At 64.1% G+C, this 15,151-nt stretch carries 14 protein-coding genes and 4 pseudogenes; 7 read left to right on the top strand and 11 right to left on the bottom strand.

All coding sequences use genetic code 11. The annotated features are described in order from the left end of the window. Nucleotides 1-178: pseudogene (locus tag BN1233_RS49605) on the bottom strand (IS110 family transposase); the annotation flags it as partial. Nucleotides 179-577: 399 nt separating this feature from the next. Between BN1233_RS49605 and BN1233_RS51010 the strand changes: the two are divergent. Beyond that, a complete protein-coding gene (locus BN1233_RS51010) occupies nt 578-700 on the top strand; it encodes a hypothetical protein (protein WP_425311704.1) in 123 nt (40 codons plus the stop codon). Nucleotides 701-840: 140 nt separating this feature from the next. On the opposite strand, the gene BN1233_RS10565 is transcribed toward BN1233_RS51010, so the two are convergent. After that, nucleotides 841-1,362, bottom strand: coding sequence for a Cache 3/Cache 2 fusion domain-containing protein (locus tag BN1233_RS10565; protein WP_046863900.1), 522 nt, complete (start codon nt 1,360-1,362; stop codon nt 841-843). Between the two features lie 427 nt (nt 1,363-1,789). On the opposite strand from BN1233_RS10565, the gene BN1233_RS10560 reads away from it, so the two are divergent. Both BN1233_RS10560 and BN1233_RS10555 read left to right on the top strand, forming a co-directional pair. Continuing rightward, nucleotides 1,790-2,170, top strand: coding sequence for a tyrosine-type recombinase/integrase (locus BN1233_RS10560; RefSeq protein WP_052763751.1), 381 nt, complete (start codon nt 1,790-1,792; stop codon nt 2,168-2,170). A gap of 424 nt (nt 2,171-2,594) precedes the next feature. Next, nucleotides 2,595-3,020: pseudogene (locus BN1233_RS10555) on the top strand (enoyl-CoA hydratase-related protein); the annotation flags it as partial. Between the two features lie 41 nt (nt 3,021-3,061). On the opposite strand, the pseudogene BN1233_RS10550 reads toward BN1233_RS10555, so the two are convergent. Beyond that, nucleotides 3,062-3,450 (bottom strand): annotated as a pseudogene (locus BN1233_RS10550) (transposase); the annotation flags it as partial. Between the two features lie 485 nt (nt 3,451-3,935). On the opposite strand from BN1233_RS10550, the gene BN1233_RS10545 reads away from it, so the two are divergent. The 3 genes from BN1233_RS10545 (at nt 3,936) to BN1233_RS10535 (ending at nt 6,658) form a co-directional block, all read left to right on the top strand. Continuing rightward, entirely contained in the window at nt 3,936-4,283 is a 348-nt protein-coding gene (locus tag BN1233_RS10545; RefSeq protein WP_046863513.1) for a hypothetical protein, read from the top strand. Nucleotides 4,284-4,383: 100 nt separating this feature from the next. Further along, on the top strand, nt 4,384-6,120 hold the full coding sequence (locus tag BN1233_RS10540) for an MAC/perforin domain-containing protein (protein ID WP_082145351.1): 1,737 nt from the start codon (nt 4,384-4,386) through the stop codon (nt 6,118-6,120). A gap of 244 nt (nt 6,121-6,364) precedes the next feature. After that, the gene (locus tag BN1233_RS10535) at nt 6,365-6,658 is read left to right on the top strand and encodes a hypothetical protein (protein WP_147707129.1); all 294 of its coding nucleotides are present in this window, start codon (nt 6,365-6,367) and stop codon (nt 6,656-6,658) included. A gap of 157 nt (nt 6,659-6,815) precedes the next feature. Here BN1233_RS10535 and BN1233_RS44585 read toward each other — a convergent pair. The 8 genes and pseudogenes from BN1233_RS44585 to dctA form a co-directional block, all read right to left on the bottom strand. Further along, nucleotides 6,816-6,971: pseudogene (locus tag BN1233_RS44585) on the bottom strand (transposase domain-containing protein); the annotation flags it as partial. Nucleotides 6,972-7,293: 322 nt separating this feature from the next. Further along, complete coding sequence (locus BN1233_RS50510) at nt 7,294-7,545, bottom strand: substrate-binding domain-containing protein (RefSeq protein ID WP_187144274.1); 252 nt, start codon at nt 7,543-7,545, stop codon at nt 7,294-7,296. A gap of 4 nt (nt 7,546-7,549) precedes the next feature. Next, nucleotides 7,550-7,984: a substrate-binding domain-containing protein gene (locus BN1233_RS50505; protein WP_187144273.1), complete on the bottom strand. Its 435-nt coding sequence runs from the start codon at nt 7,982-7,984 to the stop codon at nt 7,550-7,552. A 156-nt stretch (nt 7,985-8,140) separates the two neighbouring features. Beyond that, nucleotides 8,141-9,490, bottom strand: a complete 1,350-nt coding sequence (gene pcaB / locus BN1233_RS10525) for a 3-carboxy-cis,cis-muconate cycloisomerase (protein ID WP_046863510.1) — start codon at nt 9,488-9,490, stop codon at nt 8,141-8,143. 26 nt (nt 9,491-9,516) lie between these two features. Continuing rightward, a complete protein-coding gene (locus BN1233_RS10520; protein ID WP_046863509.1) occupies nt 9,517-10,326 on the bottom strand; it encodes an HpcH/HpaI aldolase/citrate lyase family protein in 810 nt (269 codons plus the stop codon). 3 nt (nt 10,327-10,329) lie between these two features. Beyond that, a complete protein-coding gene (locus BN1233_RS10515) occupies nt 10,330-11,511 on the bottom strand; it encodes a CaiB/BaiF CoA transferase family protein (protein ID WP_046863508.1) in 1,182 nt (393 codons plus the stop codon). Nucleotides 11,512-11,522: 11 nt separating this feature from the next. After that, entirely contained in the window at nt 11,523-12,368 is an 846-nt protein-coding gene (locus BN1233_RS10510) for an HTD2 family dehydratase (protein ID WP_046863507.1), read from the bottom strand. Between the two features lie 40 nt (nt 12,369-12,408). After that, complete coding sequence (gene dctA / locus BN1233_RS10505) at nt 12,409-13,788, bottom strand: C4-dicarboxylate transporter DctA (protein WP_046863506.1); 1,380 nt, start codon at nt 13,786-13,788, stop codon at nt 12,409-12,411. Between the two features lie 277 nt (nt 13,789-14,065). On the opposite strand from dctA, the gene BN1233_RS10500 reads away from it, so the two are divergent. Then, nucleotides 14,066-14,971 carry a LysR family transcriptional regulator gene (locus tag BN1233_RS10500; protein ID WP_046863896.1) on the top strand — a complete coding sequence of 302 codons (906 nt, stop codon included), beginning with the start codon at nt 14,066-14,068 and terminating at the stop codon, nt 14,969-14,971. The last annotated feature ends 180 nt before the right edge of the window (nt 14,972-15,151 follow it).

Here is a 15,151-nt window from a genome sequence, read left to right as displayed (position 1 = left end):
CCTCCATGCCGATCAAGCAGGGCGGGATGTTCGCGAGGCGCTGCGTGAGCTGCGAGCGGGAGAGCTTGATCCGCAACACGATGGCGCCGCGCTCGTCCTGGCCGACGAGATGAAAAGTGTTCTTGCCCAGGTCGATGCCCAGGATGGCAATCACAGCAGACGGAGGAAACCGCGACATGGGACGTGCTCCTTGCGTGGCTCAGAAACCCCGCAGCTTACGAGCAAGCGGGGCAAGAGCACGGCCGGACCATCCCATTAGCGGTCCTCAACAACTACTACCCCACGCCACGGGTAGCCTCACGCGAGTTCGCGGGCGTTTGCCGCACGGTGGGAGGCTGCGGGGGCTGGCCGCATGAGATGGGCCGGCATGGCTCTCATTGCGGCCACAGTCACGTTCCAAGGCATCCTCGCCGCTTACGCCGCGATCCTGCTTAGGAGGCATGCCCAGTCTGGGTTTTCTGCCGGCAGGTCCGGCCAAGCTCCAGTGCAGGGGCTTCGTTTCAGGAGCACGGCAATGTAGGGCAGTCTCTCCGACCATACTTGCCGAACCGCAGCACCATGGAACCGAGGCAGGTTGATGGGGCCCAAACCGCCTCTCAAGACCGAAGCGATCTGGTCCATTCGGGTCAATCTCCAAGTTGTGCAGCGCGTTCGAGATCTGGTTCTGTTCAATCTGGCGCTCGACAGCAAGTCAATCTAGCGCTCGACAGCAAGCTGCGCGCCTGTGACCTGGTCGCGCTCCGGGTCGACGATGTGGCATTAGCGGCTTGGTTGAACCGCCTCCGAGCCGCCCGCTCGGAGCTTTGGTATTAACCCTGATCGGGTTGGGCGGCGGACGGTCTACTTCAAATAACCTACATAGTAGATTCCGATCACGTTCCCGGACTGATCCCGGATCGGGTCGTACCCTGTAATGTAGGGCTTGCCGAGGATGTCGACCTCTCCATAGAAGGCTTCGTTCTTCTTGATGGATTCGATCGCTTTGCCTTTGGGATCCAGAATGGTTCCGACGGCTCGCGACCCGTCGTCCTTCTTCACGTTCGTGGCGACGCGGACATACTCGTCACCGCTCTTCACGAAGATCGTGGCCGTCCCGCCCGCCTGCTTCACGACCTCGTCGACCAAGTCGAAATTGTCGTTCATCTTGGTCGAGCCGAAATAAATGGCGGGCACCTGCTTGCCGGCGACCGTATCGGTCCCTTCAATCTTCGGCGGACCCAGCTTGTTCGCCATCGACTCCAGGAGGTCCATCGCCGTCTTGACCTTCGCATCCTGGGCTTGGCCAACGCCCGGCAGAAGCATCGCGGCCCCGATGAAGCACGCGGCCGCCAAGATGCCGACAACAGCTTGTTTGAGATTCATGAGCTTCCTCCACTGGAAAAAGCCTGCATGCGTCAGAGCCATCACCGATTTTGGTGATGGCCCGAAGGATCAGGCGGTGGCGGTCAGGGTATAACATCACGCGATGACCGCACACCGACGGGCGTGCCGACGCGCGTCTTGACCAAGTCCGGCGTAACGGCCGGGCGCGCGTGATCTCCCATGATCATAGAGGAAAGTCGGTCGCAGCGATATCCTGATCCGAGGCAACCTGCTGGCAGCTCAGGGTAAAGAGCAGGAGATTGGCGAAAAGAAAGAACCGTCCAGCTTGCCCTGGTAAGCTGACGAAGATCCTAAGCAGAGTTCTACTGGCTGCTACACGAATGATGTGGCCCTCGTGCCTCGGTGAGCGCGGCGGCATTCGTGAGGTCGGCTGCGCAATCAATGGGCGGGGCCATCTCGAGCAACCGTGTTGCAGCGAAAAACGAGCCGGCCTGTTCAGTTCGAGATCACGGAGCAGACCCGCGAGGCGGTAGAACGCTGGTTCGCGAAGCAGGATCTGCATAAAGACGAACCGCTCTTCCCGAGCAGAGTCAGTCGAGCGAGGCCCATGACGACACGCCAGTACGCCCGTCTGTTGGGATTCCGGCTTCGCGCGATTGGGCTCGACTCTCTGGCCTATGGCACCCATTCCCTGCGGCGCACGAAGGCATCGATGATCTACAGAAGAACCGGTAACCTTCGCGCCGTCCAGTTCCTGCTCGGCCACACCAAGATCGAGAGTCCTGTTCGATATCTGGGCATCGACGTCGACGATGCGCTTGTGATCGCGGAGCAGGTTGATATCTAAACGCCAGAGGCGGCTTGCCGATGAGCCGCCTCATCACGGTCCCCTGACTGTCGCAAATCAAGATCCGATTCGAGGCTCAAGCCGCCGCAAGACAAACGACCGGCGAGTGCCAAAAGCTGGCCATTGCGTGCCAAATTCGGAATACATGCGGTTCAAAAATGCGGTTGCCCACGTATGATGTTTCCTCGGGCGCGATTTTGCGCAGTCGTAGGGCCACAAGTTAGGATCGCTAATGGTCCCTTCCATCAGGCTCGCCGAGCATCGACGCGCCGATGCTCTCGATTCAGTGGGTCCCTGGCGTGCTCACCTCTCTGTTCCGACAGGCGGCTACGCATTGGAGTGATGTATGCGGCCCCGAATTGGCCGCCCTGACGTGTCATCCTGAGATGCTGACCAGCGCTCCTTCTCCTGCCAGGAGGTTTCGATGGCCTACATTCTCACCGAGGTGGCCGAGTTTGTCGGCACGATCACGCTCGATCACGCGCGTCGACGCAACGCCCTGAGCCAACCGCTGGTCGAGGAGGTCATCACCGCGCTGCACGCGTTCCGCGACGCAAGGGTGCGGGTCGTGATCCTCCGGGCCAAACCGGGGGTCAAGGTTTTTTCCGCCGGTCATGACATCGACGAACTCCCCGAGAGCCGTCGCGACCCGCTCGGCTGGGACGATCCGCTGCGGCAGCTCGTGCGCGAGATCGAGAACTTCCCCGGGCCGGTCATCGCGATGATCGAGGGCGGGGTTTGGGGCGGGGCCACCGAAACGGTGTTCGCCTGCGATATGATCGTCGCCGCCGATACGGCGACATTCGCGGTCACGCCGGCCAAACTCGGCGTGCCGTACAATGTCGGCGGCATGCTGACCTTCCTGAACGCCACGGGCCTGCACATGGACGTCGGGATCTTGCTCTGCGTGGACCGGTGCTGGCCGAAAACCCGGCAGACCCGTCTCTCGGACAGGCCCAGTTTTGCCTTCACATGCTCCACGCAGGCGCGGCGGGCGGGGCTCAGAAGTTTCCCTTGGCGGCCTCTTTCAGGATCATCTTGTCGAGGGTGAGATCCGAGACAGCCCGGCGCAACCTGGCATTCTCAGCCTCGAGCTCTTTCAAGCGCTTGACTTGGTCGCTCCTGAGCCCGCCGTACTCGGAGCGCCAGCGATAGTAGCTGACCTCCGTCACGCCAATCGAGCGGATCGCTTCCACCACAGACCGGCCCTGCGCGGTCAACACATCAACCTGCCGCAGCTTCGCGACGATTTCCTCGGCCGTGTGCCGCTTCTTGCTCATTCTCTTGTCCTCCATTCGGCTCAAAAGCCATACATCAAGGAGGACTACTTCTCAGTGAGCAGACCAGACGTCGGCATGGGGCCCCGGAACAGACAGAATATGTCGAAATAAATATTGGGTGAAGTTTCATCTTCCCTCGCGACCTATTCGGGCGTATCCTGGTGGTAATCGACGAACTGCGACCAAGGTGAGTCGCATGATGTTGACGCTGGCGGGTCGGATCACCAAGGGTCCAACTGACAGGCAAAGCGCGCCTTCCGTGCCGCTGCATAGCAGATCGCGGCAAACTGAGCTTACGGACCACCGACCCGGCGGTTTGGGCGCCGGAGAACCCAGGGCCGTGCTTCGCAGGGCCCGTGAGTTTAGCTATCTTGCATTGTGCCATGGGCGGATCGGCCATCCATCTGGGAAATGTCGGCTGGAATATCTTCGCGGGTGAAACACAGATCTACGGCACGCTCACGTCGTTTTAAGGGAGGTGGGAAATGGCGGGTGGCATAAGCAGCAGGCCCACAATTGCGGAACAAGCTGCCCTCAATCTGCGGGCAGCATTTGAGCAAGCGGACGGAAGGTTAGAGCACTGGACAACAGCGAATGCTCAGCAAAAACAAGCTATTAAATTTCAGATCAACAGTATGGTACATGTTTGTACACCTGTGATTCCGGTCATCGGGAAGCTAAACGACCCAGCCGCTAGACACATTGCCCAGTCCTGGCCCCGCTTCGTAACCGCATGGGAGGCGCAGAAGAATGGGGCGGCGGGCAATGAGGCTTGGGAGATCATGCGCAATCATCTTCGTAATTACGTGACGATGCTCGTTATACATGCGTGATCCTCTGAAAGAATGGAGGGATCAAGCTTAGTGCGTTAGAGACTCACGGTGGAGACTAACGGCGGCCGCCAACACACGCCCTCAAAAGGGGTCACAAATCATGGCACCGACTGGTTCATCCAACTCCGAAGCGTTGACTCCTGAGGATTGGGCAGTGTTGCAAAACTTTGCCGCATCTGGAGGGTCCGGCGGGACGCCCGCGCCTTCCCCACGTCAACCGATCCCCGGCCTGGAATTCCTTGGGATGGGGTACGACGTCTTTGATCGTTACGCATCGGTGGAGAGCTGCAAACAGCACATCCTGGATTTCTCTGCCGAGCCTGAAGTCGACCAGCAGGTTATTGATGCCAGTATCCAGCTTGAGATTCTAAAGACTGCGTTCAACACGGTCCCTATGGAAATCAAGTTGATCTATAAACGACCCCAAAAGGTCTTGTTTCTTCCGCGCTACGAAGTCAAATCCGACTACGAATTCGATTCGACAATCGACGATCAGATCACCAAATGGTCGAATCACACCAATCTGAGCGGCGGATACGGCCCGTTTGCGGCGGAGATTGATGCCAGGTTTGGCTCGACCCTCGCCAAACTGGCAACAACCAAGTTTTATTCCTTGGTTGCAAAAAGCACCTACTGGCAACTAAGCCTGAACTACAGCATCGGGCAGCCGGCGCCCGTCCGGGCAGAGGTGCAGGCTGATTTGGATAATCCGTCGATCGACCCCGCCGACTTCTTCGAGCAGTACGGCACGCATTACCTCAGTTCCATCGCGGTCGGCTGCAGGGTGATAGTCTCCTGCGCAATCGAGACCTCGCAGGTGGACTCGGACTTCGATTTCGGCGCGTACCTCAACGCTACCTATGGTGGCAAAAAAGCGAGCGTCAGCGTCACGAACGACACAACTTATCAAAATAAAGTCAAGAGGTTTCAGGAACACAGCCGGACGAGCGTCTTCGGCGTCGGCATTTCCGATGAGCAGCTCGATAGAATCAGGGAGGGTGCGGAAGCCGGGGTGGCCGTGCTGAAAGGCGGATGGCACACCCCGTCCCTCATCGATTTCTCAAAGGGCTCGCTCAGACGAATATGGATGCTGGCTACGGATGCGGCCAGGCAGAATGCCTTTCAGGCCGAGTTTGACAGGCGCGCCGCTCAACGCACTTCAATCATCTCTGGTCTTTCCTTATACACTCCGATTTACTTGTACCGGAACCCCGACGTGTGCAGCTACCGGTTGTACCCATCGGCGAATCTCGAGGGATCGAGCGACGCCGGCGGCGTCGCCTGGAAAATCCAGAATGGCGGCAGGCCGTTATTCAATATCGCCGCAAAGCAGATCGAAGGAACCGTACCCCTGTACCAATATCGTCTGCAGAGTGATCCCCGGGTGTGGCGCTTCGAGGCAGGTCCAGTTTGGCATAAATGGCTCAGCGAGGATATTAACCGTAACCGCGACTGGCAGCGGGTCTCCTCAAAACCGCTTGGCTACGTACTAGAGACCGCTCAATGTTGGGGTAAACCCATCGCCGCCGGGGTATGCCCAGTTTATGCCTACATCACACCTCGCGCGCTGCCCGCGAGGTTCTATTACAGCGTGGATGAGGATGACCGCGCGCGCGCGCCGAGCGAGGCGTGGGGGCGCTTTAACTACTGGATGGATGTCTTACTTCGAGGTGATAGAACCGGCCTTGGCAAAGGAATGACCCCTGAAGAATTGGTGCCTTATCACGAGTACTTTGGCGCCCTCGAATGGCGCCAAAGCAGCCCCGATTGGCCACAGCGAGAGGGCGGCCCCAATAGGCCACAGTGGTATGCTTGGTCCCCGTTGTCCCCGTTTTAAGTGGGCAGCGCGAGCGGTTTGCCAGTAGCGATCACAGAGCACTTTAGTCGACGCATTCGACATCCGTTAATGGGTCAAACTCGGTCTTGGAGCGAGGACCTATGAAGGTCCGCTTTCCAAGCCTTTACGGATATTGAATGCAACGATGCTCGTTTTGCGGCGATCTTCTCGCGCGCTTAGAGGACCAAGATCGGGGCTGATCGCGACGGGCTGGTCGGGATCGGTCATGATTCAGGAGGCGGCAATGCCAGAGAAGCATTCCATCGAACTGCACTTCCGCGAAGGGTTCGACGGACAAGCGATCGAGGTCATGGTCAACGGGCAGTCCGTCTCATCCTTCACGGCCCGGACGCGCATAATAATCGCGCGTGCCCACATCGAGAAACTCAAGATCGGCGAAGGGGACAGCGTCGTTGTCGGGATCGGCGGCACCCAATGGCCGGTGCCGGTCGTGAAGGGCGTCACCCAGTACGCCATCGACCTTCGCGGGAGCGAGCTGAACATTGTGCCGGCAAGGCACAAGCTCTATTACGAGTGACGAGTACGCGTGGCCAGCGCCGCCCGGCCCGGCCGAGCGGCATCCGCCGACGGTCCGGCGCTGGAAAGTAACCGCTTGTTCGCGTCCTTCCCCTGCTTGTTCGTAAGCGTCCGGTGAGCACCGCGGTGTCAGCGGTTTCGCTTTTGCTATCGCGGGTTCAAGCTGCGGCGCGTTGCGTGCTGGTTTGCCAGATCCAGGGCAGCAGTTCGTTGAGGCGCGTTGCGGGATGACCCGGCAGGCGCGCGAGAACGTCGGCGAGCCAGGCACGCGGATTGACATCATTGAGCCGGCAGGTCTCGATCAGCGTGTAGAGATCTTTGAGGTGCAAACGTGCACAAGTAGCACGGTTGGTTCGGAACGTACGCAAAGTGGTCTGCTTGGCCACTACCCCCTGTGCTGCGTGTCTGCTCCAGCGCCGTGAGCCGCCATCACCTCAACTGCCGGAAAGTGCCAAACTCAGCCTTGAAGCACGGTCTTGACAAGGCCTGCTTACGTCCTGAACACGGAATCTCGGATAAGTCCCGCCTCGTGCCATTACTGGACCTTCGCTGAAACACAGGACACAGTCAGCTCGGGACCGCACACATTTCTGCTGAAGAGTGATGCCGCCGCGGTGGAGCGAACTCGGTGATCGTTCAGCGCCGCTTGATGGGATCGAGGCCGGTCGACATGACGGTCGCGACAGCATTCGGCGAGGCCAGGAACCGGATCAGCTCCGCGGCCGCCTCCGGCCGCCGCACGTTGGCCAAGACCCCGGCCGAGAACACCGTGACCCACTGCACCTTGACCGGCAGGGGGCCGACGATCTCGGTCCCGGGCACGCCGACGGTCTCGCTGATCTGCTGAAAGCCGATCTCGGCCTTACCGTGGGTCACCACCGCCGCCACGCGCTCACTCAGATGCGGCGGCTCTTCGGCGTCGCCTCTGCCTCGATGCCGAGCCGCTTGTCGCGCTCGGTCGAGACATAAACCCCGCTCCGCTGGCCGAGGAGGCGATCGACGACGCGGCCAGGAGGGTGCGGCGCAGCGCCTCGACGGTCGCGATGTTGGGCTTCGGTGCGCCGGCCCGGACCGTGACGCCGATTTGGGACTCCGCGAGGTCGACGCGGCTGTCGGGCCGCACGACACCGCGCGCCGCAAACTCGTCGAGCGCCGGGCGCGAGAAAGATGATGTCGGTCGGCTCGCCGCGCGCGAGGCGCTGGGGAATGGCATCGGCGCGTTGCCCATCGACGCACCGTAGGCACTGATAATTCTCTTGTCGGTCTTCTGTTCGAAGCGGGGAGCAAGGATGTTGTAGGCGGCCGTGAAGCCGCCCGAGCTGATCACCCTGATCTCCTCGCCTGCTCTTCACCTTATGACCACGAGAGGCGGGGCACCGCCGGCGCGAGCACGCCCACCAGGAAGGCGCGGCGAGACAGCTCGAGCACGAGCTCCTCTCTGACGGCTGCCACGCCGCGCCGTTAGACCTCTCCCGGCAGATGCCTAGGCGTGAAGGCGGCTCAGCACGCGGTCGACCATGGTCCCCGACTGGCCCAGGTAGTTGGCCGGATCGCAGAGCTCGGCCAGCTCGGCGCGGCTCAGGTGCGCCGTGATCTCCGGCGTCTCCGCCAGCAGGTCGAGCAGCGGACGGTTCTGCCGGACCGCCTCGCGGCAGAGGTCGTAGACGAGGTCGTGGGCGTATTCGCGGCCGATGTAGCGACCGAGCCCCATCATCACTGCCTCGGACGCCACCAGCCCATTCGTCATCTCCATGTTGGCGCGCATCCGCTCGGCATCGACCTCCAGTCCGCTCACCACGAACCGCGCCTGCTTCAAGGCGCCTGCCAGCAGGCAGAACGCCTCCGGCAGGACGATCCACTCGATCTCCCACGGTCCGGTCGAGCGCTCGTGGTCGGCCACCATGGCATCAAGCAGGGCGGCCGCGTGCTGGCGCACGACGGAAATCGCGGCGTGGATGTAGCAGCATGAGATCGGGTTGCGCTTCTGCGGCATGGTGCTGCTCGAGCCGCGCCCGTGCGCGTAGGGCTCGTAGACCTCGCCGACCTCCGTCTGCATCATGAGCTTCACGTCCATGGACAGCTTGCCGAGCGTGCCCCCGACCAGCCCGAGGAAGCAGCCCACCTCGGCGATCGTGTCGCGGATGGTGTGCCAAGCGATCACCGGCTGGGCGAGACCCAGTTCCTCCATCAGCCCGGCCTGGGTCTCCATGGCTCCCCGTTCGATCGAGGCCAGCGTCCCCGCCGCCCCGGCGAACTCACCCATCAGGACGCGCGGCCGGAGTTGGGCCAGCCGCTCCCGGTGACGCTCGACAGCCGAGAGCAGGCCCGCCATCTTGTACCCGAACGTCACGGGCACCGCCTGCTGGAGGTTGCTGCGGCCGATCATCGGGGTGTCGCGATGGCGCTTCGCCAGATCCGCCAGCGCCGCCGACAGCCCCGCCAGGTCCTCGTCCACCAGCGCCAGCGCCTCCCGGATCTGCAACACCGTCGCGGTGTCGGTGATGTCCTGCGTGGTCGCGCCCCAGTGGCAGTATTCGCCGAGCTTGTCCCGGCACAGCGCATTGATCTGCGAGACGACGCCGAGCACCGGGTAGCCGATCCGTTCGGTCTGCGCCCGCAGCTTCGCCATATCGATCCGATCGAGGGTGCAGTTGGCGACGATCTCCTCGGCCGCCTCCTGCGGAATGATGTCCAGCCGGGCCTGCACGCGGGCCAGTGCCGCCTCGATGTCGAGATACTTCCGGGTGCGGTTCTCGTCCGACCACACCGCGCGCATGGCCTCTGTGCTGAAGATGTTGCCGAAGATGGTGGAGTCGATGATCGTGGAAGGCATGGTCCTGTTCCTTTCTGCAAGAGTGATCAGTTCGGGGCGCGGTCGAGGATCGACTGCGCCTTGAGGAGCACGGGACGGTCGACCATCCGGCCGTCGACCTGCACGGCCCCGGCGGCGCTCCCGGCTGCCGCGAGCACCCGCCGTGCCCAGTCGAGTTCCTGGTCGCTCGGCGCCAGCGCCCGGCGCACGGCATCCACCTGCCGGGGATGGATGCACAGCTTGGCCGTGAAGCCGAATGCGCGCGCCCAGGCGAGGTCGCGCGCCAGCGCCGCTTCGTCGCCGATCTCCGGCGTGACTCCGGCCACGGGCCCCGCCCGGCCCGCACAGCGTGAGGCCACCGCGATGGCCATGGCCGGCGGGCCCAGCCCGCGCTCGTCGCCGGAGAGGTCGAGATCGACAGCGAAGTCCAGCGTGCCGAAGGCCAGGCGCTGGACGCGTTCGGCCGCGGCGATGGCGTCCACGGCGCGCAGGCCGCGGGCGGTCTCGATCAGCGGGACGACGACCCCGCCGGGGGCGAGCACGCCGGCGACCCGGGCAATCTGCGCGGCCTCCTCAGCCTTGGGCAGCACGACACCGGAGATCCCAGCGTGGCGGAGGAGGCTTAGGTCGTCCGTGAACCAGGGCGTCCCCCCGTCGTTGATCCGGACCAGCACGCGGCCGTCGCGCGGAGCGGCGTCCAGCCAGGCGCGGATCATCGCGCGTGCGTCGTCCTTCGCGGCGGGATCAACGGCATCCTCCAGGTCGAGGATGACCGCGTCGGCACCCGAGCCCAGCGCCTTGTCGAAGCGATCCGGCCGGTTGCCGGGAACGAACAGATACGTGAGCGGGAGGGCCATGGCTCAGATCGCCTTCTCGCTGCGCAGCCGCGCGATGTCCCCGGGGGCGTAGCCCAGCCCGGCAAGGATCCGGTCAGTGTGCTCGCCCAGCGTGGGCACCGGGTCCATCCGGGGTTCCGCATCGCTCCCGGCGCCCGGCGGCAGCAGCGCCGGCACCGGCCCGTTCTGCGTCTCCACCGCGCGCCAGCGGTTGCGGGCCGCCAGTTGCGGGTGGCTCCAGACCTCGTGCATGGTGTTGGCGCGGGCGTTGGCGATGTTTGCCGCGTCCAGCCGGGCGACCACCTCCTCGGCGGTCAGGTCGGCGAAGGCCGCCACGATGATGCTGTCCAGCTCCTCGCGCGCGGCGCTGCGGCGGGAGTTGCTGCTGAACCGCTCCTGCTGCGCCAGTTCGGGGCGCTCCAGTACCTTGTCGCAAAAGGCCACCCACTCGCGCTCGTTCTGGAGGCCGAGCAGCACCGTCTTGCCATCTCCGGCCGGGAATGGGCCGTAGGGATAGATCGTGGCGTGGCTGGCGCCCGTCCGCGCCGGCGGCGATGCGCCGTCGAAGGCGTAGTAGAGGGGATAGCTCATCCACTCCACCAGGGATTCCAGCATCGAGATGTCGAGGTGGCAGCCCCGCCCGCTCTGCTGGCGCTGCAGCAGGGCCGCCAGGATGTTGGTGTAGGCGTACATGCCGGCGGCAATGTCGGCGATCGACGGGCCGGCCTTGGACGGTGTCTCCGGCGTGCCGGTCACCGATAGGAAGCCGGACTCGCCTTGGATCAGGAGGTCATAGGCCTTCTTGTCGCGGTAGGGGCCGTCGTCGCCGTAGCCAGAGATGTCACAGACGATGATGCCCGGCTTCTCGGACGACAGCGCCTCGTACGACAGGCCCAGGCGGGCTGCGGCGCCCGGCGCCAGGTTCTGCACGACCACATCGGCCTGCTCGCGGATGAGCCGTTTCAGGATGGCCTGCGCCTCAGCGTGCTTGACGTCGAGCGTCAGGCTTTCCTTGGAGCGGTTGGTCCAGACGAAGTGCGAAGCGACGCCGCGGACGCGTTCATCATAGCCGCGGGCGAAGTCGCCGACGCCGGGGCGCTCGATCTTGATGACGCGCGCGCCAAGGTCGGCGAGCTGGCGCGTCGCGAAGGGGGCCGCGATGGCGTGTTCCAGGGTGACCACGGTGATGCCGGTCAGAGGTCTCATGGTGGTCGTCCTCACTTGATGACCGCAGTGGCGTCCATAGCCAGCCAGCCTTCGTGGTCCTTGGCCCATAGGTGGATCGTCTTGCCGTCGGACTGCGGCTCGCCGCAGACGGAGAAGGGGTTGATGTCGAAGATCGGCCGCACCGCCCTGAAGCTGTAGCGGGCGACCTCGGCCTCGGGGTGTTGGTGACGGAGCAGGTCGAGCAGCAGGGTGGCGATCAGCGGGCCGTGCACGATCAGTCCCGGATAGCCCTCGACCTCCGTGACGTAGCGCCGGTCGTAGTGGATGCGGTGGCCGTTGAAGGTCAGGGCGGAGTAGCGGAACAGCAGCACATCGTCGGGTACCCAGCGACGCTCCCAGGCCGCGCCCGTCGGCGCCGGCCGGGGCTCCGGCGGGACGTCTTCCGGCGTGGGGGCCTCGCGGTAGACGATGTCGTGGAACTCGGTCAGGGCCACCCCGGCCTCGCCGGCGCGGCTGATCTCGTGGCGGACCTTCACAAAGACCAGCGGGCCTGTGCGGCCGGACTTCTCGGTCACGTCCTGGATGGTGGAGACCCGGGTCAGGGTGTCCCCGACGCGCAGCGGCCGGTGGAACTCGAACTGGCTCCCGGCCCACATCCGGCGGGGCAGCGGCACCGGGGGCAGGAAGCCGCCTCGTCTGGCGTGACCGTCCGGCCCGATCTCGGACTGCCGGTGCAGCGGCAGGAAGTACAGCCAGTGCCACAGCGCCGGGAGGGGGGTGCCGACCGAGGGGCGCTCGGCTGACCGGTCCAGCGTGGCCGACAGCGCGGCGTAGGGAGTGGCGGTGACGATGTCGGACACCGTTTCGGTGCGGCCGATCCAATCCTTGGGATCCATGGTGAGGTCCTCGATGGTGTGCGGGAGGTGATGCAGGGGATCAGTGCGACGGCTGCGCCGCCGGCTGGGGATGCAGCGCCAGGCCCATGACCTCGCCCCTCTCCTCCAAGCTCTGCTCGGTGTCGGCGTAGTTCTGGTTCAGCTCACGCGCCAACACCTCCCGGTCGCAGGCATTCTCCCAGATCGAGACGACGATGCTGGCGACGCAGTTGCTGATGATGCTGGTCAGTGCGCGGGCCTCTGACATGAAGCGGTCGATGCCGACGAGCAGCGCCACGCCCGCCACCGGAAGGTCCGGCATGACTGTCAGGGTGGCCACGAGGGCGACGAAGCCGCTGCCCGTGACCCCTGCGGCTCCCTTCGAGGTCAACAGCATGACACCGAGCATGGCGGCGATCTGGCCGGCCGACAGATGGATGTCGCATGCCTGGGCGATGAACAGCGAGGCGAGCGTCAGGTAGATCGCCGTGCCATCGAGATTGAACGAGTAGCCCATGGGCAGCACCAGCCCGGAGACACCCTTCTTGCAGCCCAGGGCCTCCAGTTTCTGGAGCACGCGCGGCAGGACCGGTTCCGAGGACGAGGTGCCGAGCACGATCAGCAGCTCCTCGCGGAAGTAGCGCAGCACCTTCCAGAGGCTGAAGCCATGTGCCCGTGCCAGGCCGCCGACGATGACGGCGACGAAGAAGCCGCACGCGACGTAGAAGGTGAGAATGAGCATGCCGAGCGAGCCGATCGACTGGATGCCGTACTTGCCGACCGTGAAAGCCATGGCCCCGAAGGCTCCGAGCGGGGCCAGCCTCATGATGAAGCCGAATGCGGCGAACAGGACGTGGGCGAAGGACTCGATCCCCACGGTGACCGGCTCACCGGCCTTGCCGACCCGCGTGAGCCCGAAGCCGACGAGGATGGCGATGAGCAGGACCGGCAGGACCTCGCCGTCGGCGAAGGCGCCGAAGAACGAGTTCGGGATGATGTGCAGCACGAAGTCGACGAAACCGACGGGGGCTGCCTGCTTGGCGTAGCGCGCCGCCACCGTCGGATCGAGCGACGTCGGCGAGACGTGCATGCCGGAGCCCGGCTGGATGATCATGACGGCCGCCAGCCCGACGAGGAGCGCCGCGGCGGTCAGGGCGTAGAACAGCGCCATCGACTTCACGAGCGTCTTGCCGATCTCGCGGGTGTCGTTGAGGCTGGTGATGCCGCTGACGATGGTGCAGAAGACCACCGGTGCGATCATCATCTTGACGAGCTTGACGAACCCGTCGCCCAGCGGCTTCAGCGATGCGCCGAGGTCCGGCCAGAGATGGCCGACCAGGATGCCCAGGATCAGTCCGACGACGACCTGGAAGTACAGCGCCTTGTAGAACCTCTTGGTCTTGGGCGGCGCCGAATGTTGATCCAGCGTGTGTGCTCGCATTGCGTTTCCTCCTCTTGGTCCTGTTGGCGTCAGGTGGCGATGGCGACTCGTGGCGGACCCGACGGCCGCACAGGAGCACTTCCCTCGGACGGGTGTCGGGCCATAGGCTCCAGCACGCTGTGTCCGACTTTCGGACCTCCGGGGCGATTGGCTTCCAGGAGGCTCGGCCCCTGGGAGATCCCGCCCGTCGGCGGGTCCGTCCGGCTCTTGTCCTGAGCCGAAGATCTCAAATCCGCTCGCTGCTGTGAAATGCAAAGATCGGCGCTATTATTCCGGCATGAGCATCAATTTCGAGGTGCTGGATCTGCGGGCGTTCACGGCAGTGGTGGAACTCGAGGGGTTCAACCGCGCCGCCGAGATGCTCAACATGTCCCAGCCGGCCCTGAGCCGGCGCATCCAGCGGCTCGAGGGGGCCGTCGGGGCAGCCCTGCTCGAGCGTACGACTCGCCGCGTGTCGCTGACGGCGCTCGGACGTGAGTTGCTTCCCCTGATCCAGCGCATGCTCGACGAGTTCGACTCGTCGCTGTTCGCCATGCGCGACGTCGGCGTCCGCCGTGCCGGGCAGATCTCGCTGGCCTGCATCCCGACCGCCGCCTTCTACTTCCTGCCCAGCGTGATCGCCCGGTTCAACGAGCAGTACCCGAACATCCGGTTCAGGATCTTCGACCTCTCGGCGAATGATGGCCTGGAGAGCGTGGCCCGGGGTGAGGTCGAGTTCGGCATCAACCTCCTGGGCTCTTCGGACCCGGAGTTGACCTTCGAGCCGCTGCTCGCGGACCCGTTCGTGCTCGCCTGCCGGCGGGATCATCCGTTTGCCCGGCGTGAGGCGGTCGACTGGGCCGACCTGGACGGGCAGCGGATCGTCATGGTCAGCCGGGCGAGCGGCAACCGCACCCTTCTCGATGCGGCCCTGGCCAAGGCGGATGTCCACCTGAGCTGGTCCTACGAAGTGACGCATCTCTCGACGTCGCTCGGCCTCGTCGAGGCGGGCCTGGGCCTTTCCGTATTGCCGCAGCTCGCCACGCCCCAGGGTGATCACCCCATCATCATCACGCGTCCGATCCGGAACCCGGAGGTCTCGCGCACGATCGGCGTGGTCCGGCGGCAAGGCGGCCGCCTTGCCCCGGCCACCGAGCGGTTCCTCGACATGCTCCTCGGAACCTGGAAGGGGGCGCCTCCGTAGGTCGATCCGTATCGCTCAAGGGAGATTCGTCGTCTGTGAAGAACGCGGCTCAAGCGCTTTGCTGGGCTGGTGAGCGGTCCGGAGCGGGGGCGAGGAGCATCAGGATCCAGGCGCACAAAAGGGCCAACCACCGGAGCAGCAGGCGGAAGTTGTAGCCGACCCCGGCGAGCACGGCATTGA

Source organism: Microvirga massiliensis (assembly GCF_001006805.1).
Taxonomy (GTDB): Bacteria; Pseudomonadota; Alphaproteobacteria; order Rhizobiales; family Beijerinckiaceae; genus Microvirga; species Microvirga massiliensis.
The sequence above is the reverse complement of the archived record's forward strand: the minus strand, read 5'-3'. Positions and strand labels throughout refer to the sequence as shown.

What these genes read in the sequence shown, in the direction of transcription:
- BN1233_RS51010 (WP_425311704.1), top strand. Translation starts at nt 578, where the DNA reads ATGGGGCCCAAACCGCCTCTCAAGACCGAAGCGATCTGGTCCATTCGG.
- BN1233_RS10565 (WP_046863900.1), bottom strand. Translation starts at nt 1,362, where the DNA reads ATGAATCTCAAACAAGCTGTTGTCGGCATCTTGGCGGCCGCGTGCTTC.
- BN1233_RS10545 (WP_046863513.1), top strand. Translation starts at nt 3,936, where the DNA reads ATGGCGGGTGGCATAAGCAGCAGGCCCACAATTGCGGAACAAGCTGCC.
- BN1233_RS10540 (WP_082145351.1), top strand. Translation starts at nt 4,384, where the DNA reads ATGGCACCGACTGGTTCATCCAACTCCGAAGCGTTGACTCCTGAGGAT.
- BN1233_RS10535 (WP_147707129.1), top strand. Translation starts at nt 6,365, where the DNA reads ATGCCAGAGAAGCATTCCATCGAACTGCACTTCCGCGAAGGGTTCGAC.
- pcaB (WP_046863510.1), bottom strand. Translation starts at nt 9,490, where the DNA reads ATGCCTTCCACGATCATCGACTCCACCATCTTCGGCAACATCTTCAGC.
- BN1233_RS10520 (WP_046863509.1), bottom strand. Translation starts at nt 10,326, where the DNA reads ATGGCCCTCCCGCTCACGTATCTGTTCGTTCCCGGCAACCGGCCGGAT.
- BN1233_RS10515 (WP_046863508.1), bottom strand. Translation starts at nt 11,511, where the DNA reads ATGAGACCTCTGACCGGCATCACCGTGGTCACCCTGGAACACGCCATC.
- BN1233_RS10510 (WP_046863507.1), bottom strand. Translation starts at nt 12,368, where the DNA reads ATGGATCCCAAGGATTGGATCGGCCGCACCGAAACGGTGTCCGACATC.
- dctA (WP_046863506.1), bottom strand. Translation starts at nt 13,788, where the DNA reads ATGCGAGCACACACGCTGGATCAACATTCGGCGCCGCCCAAGACCAAG.
- BN1233_RS10500 (WP_046863896.1), top strand. Translation starts at nt 14,066, where the DNA reads ATGAGCATCAATTTCGAGGTGCTGGATCTGCGGGCGTTCACGGCAGTG.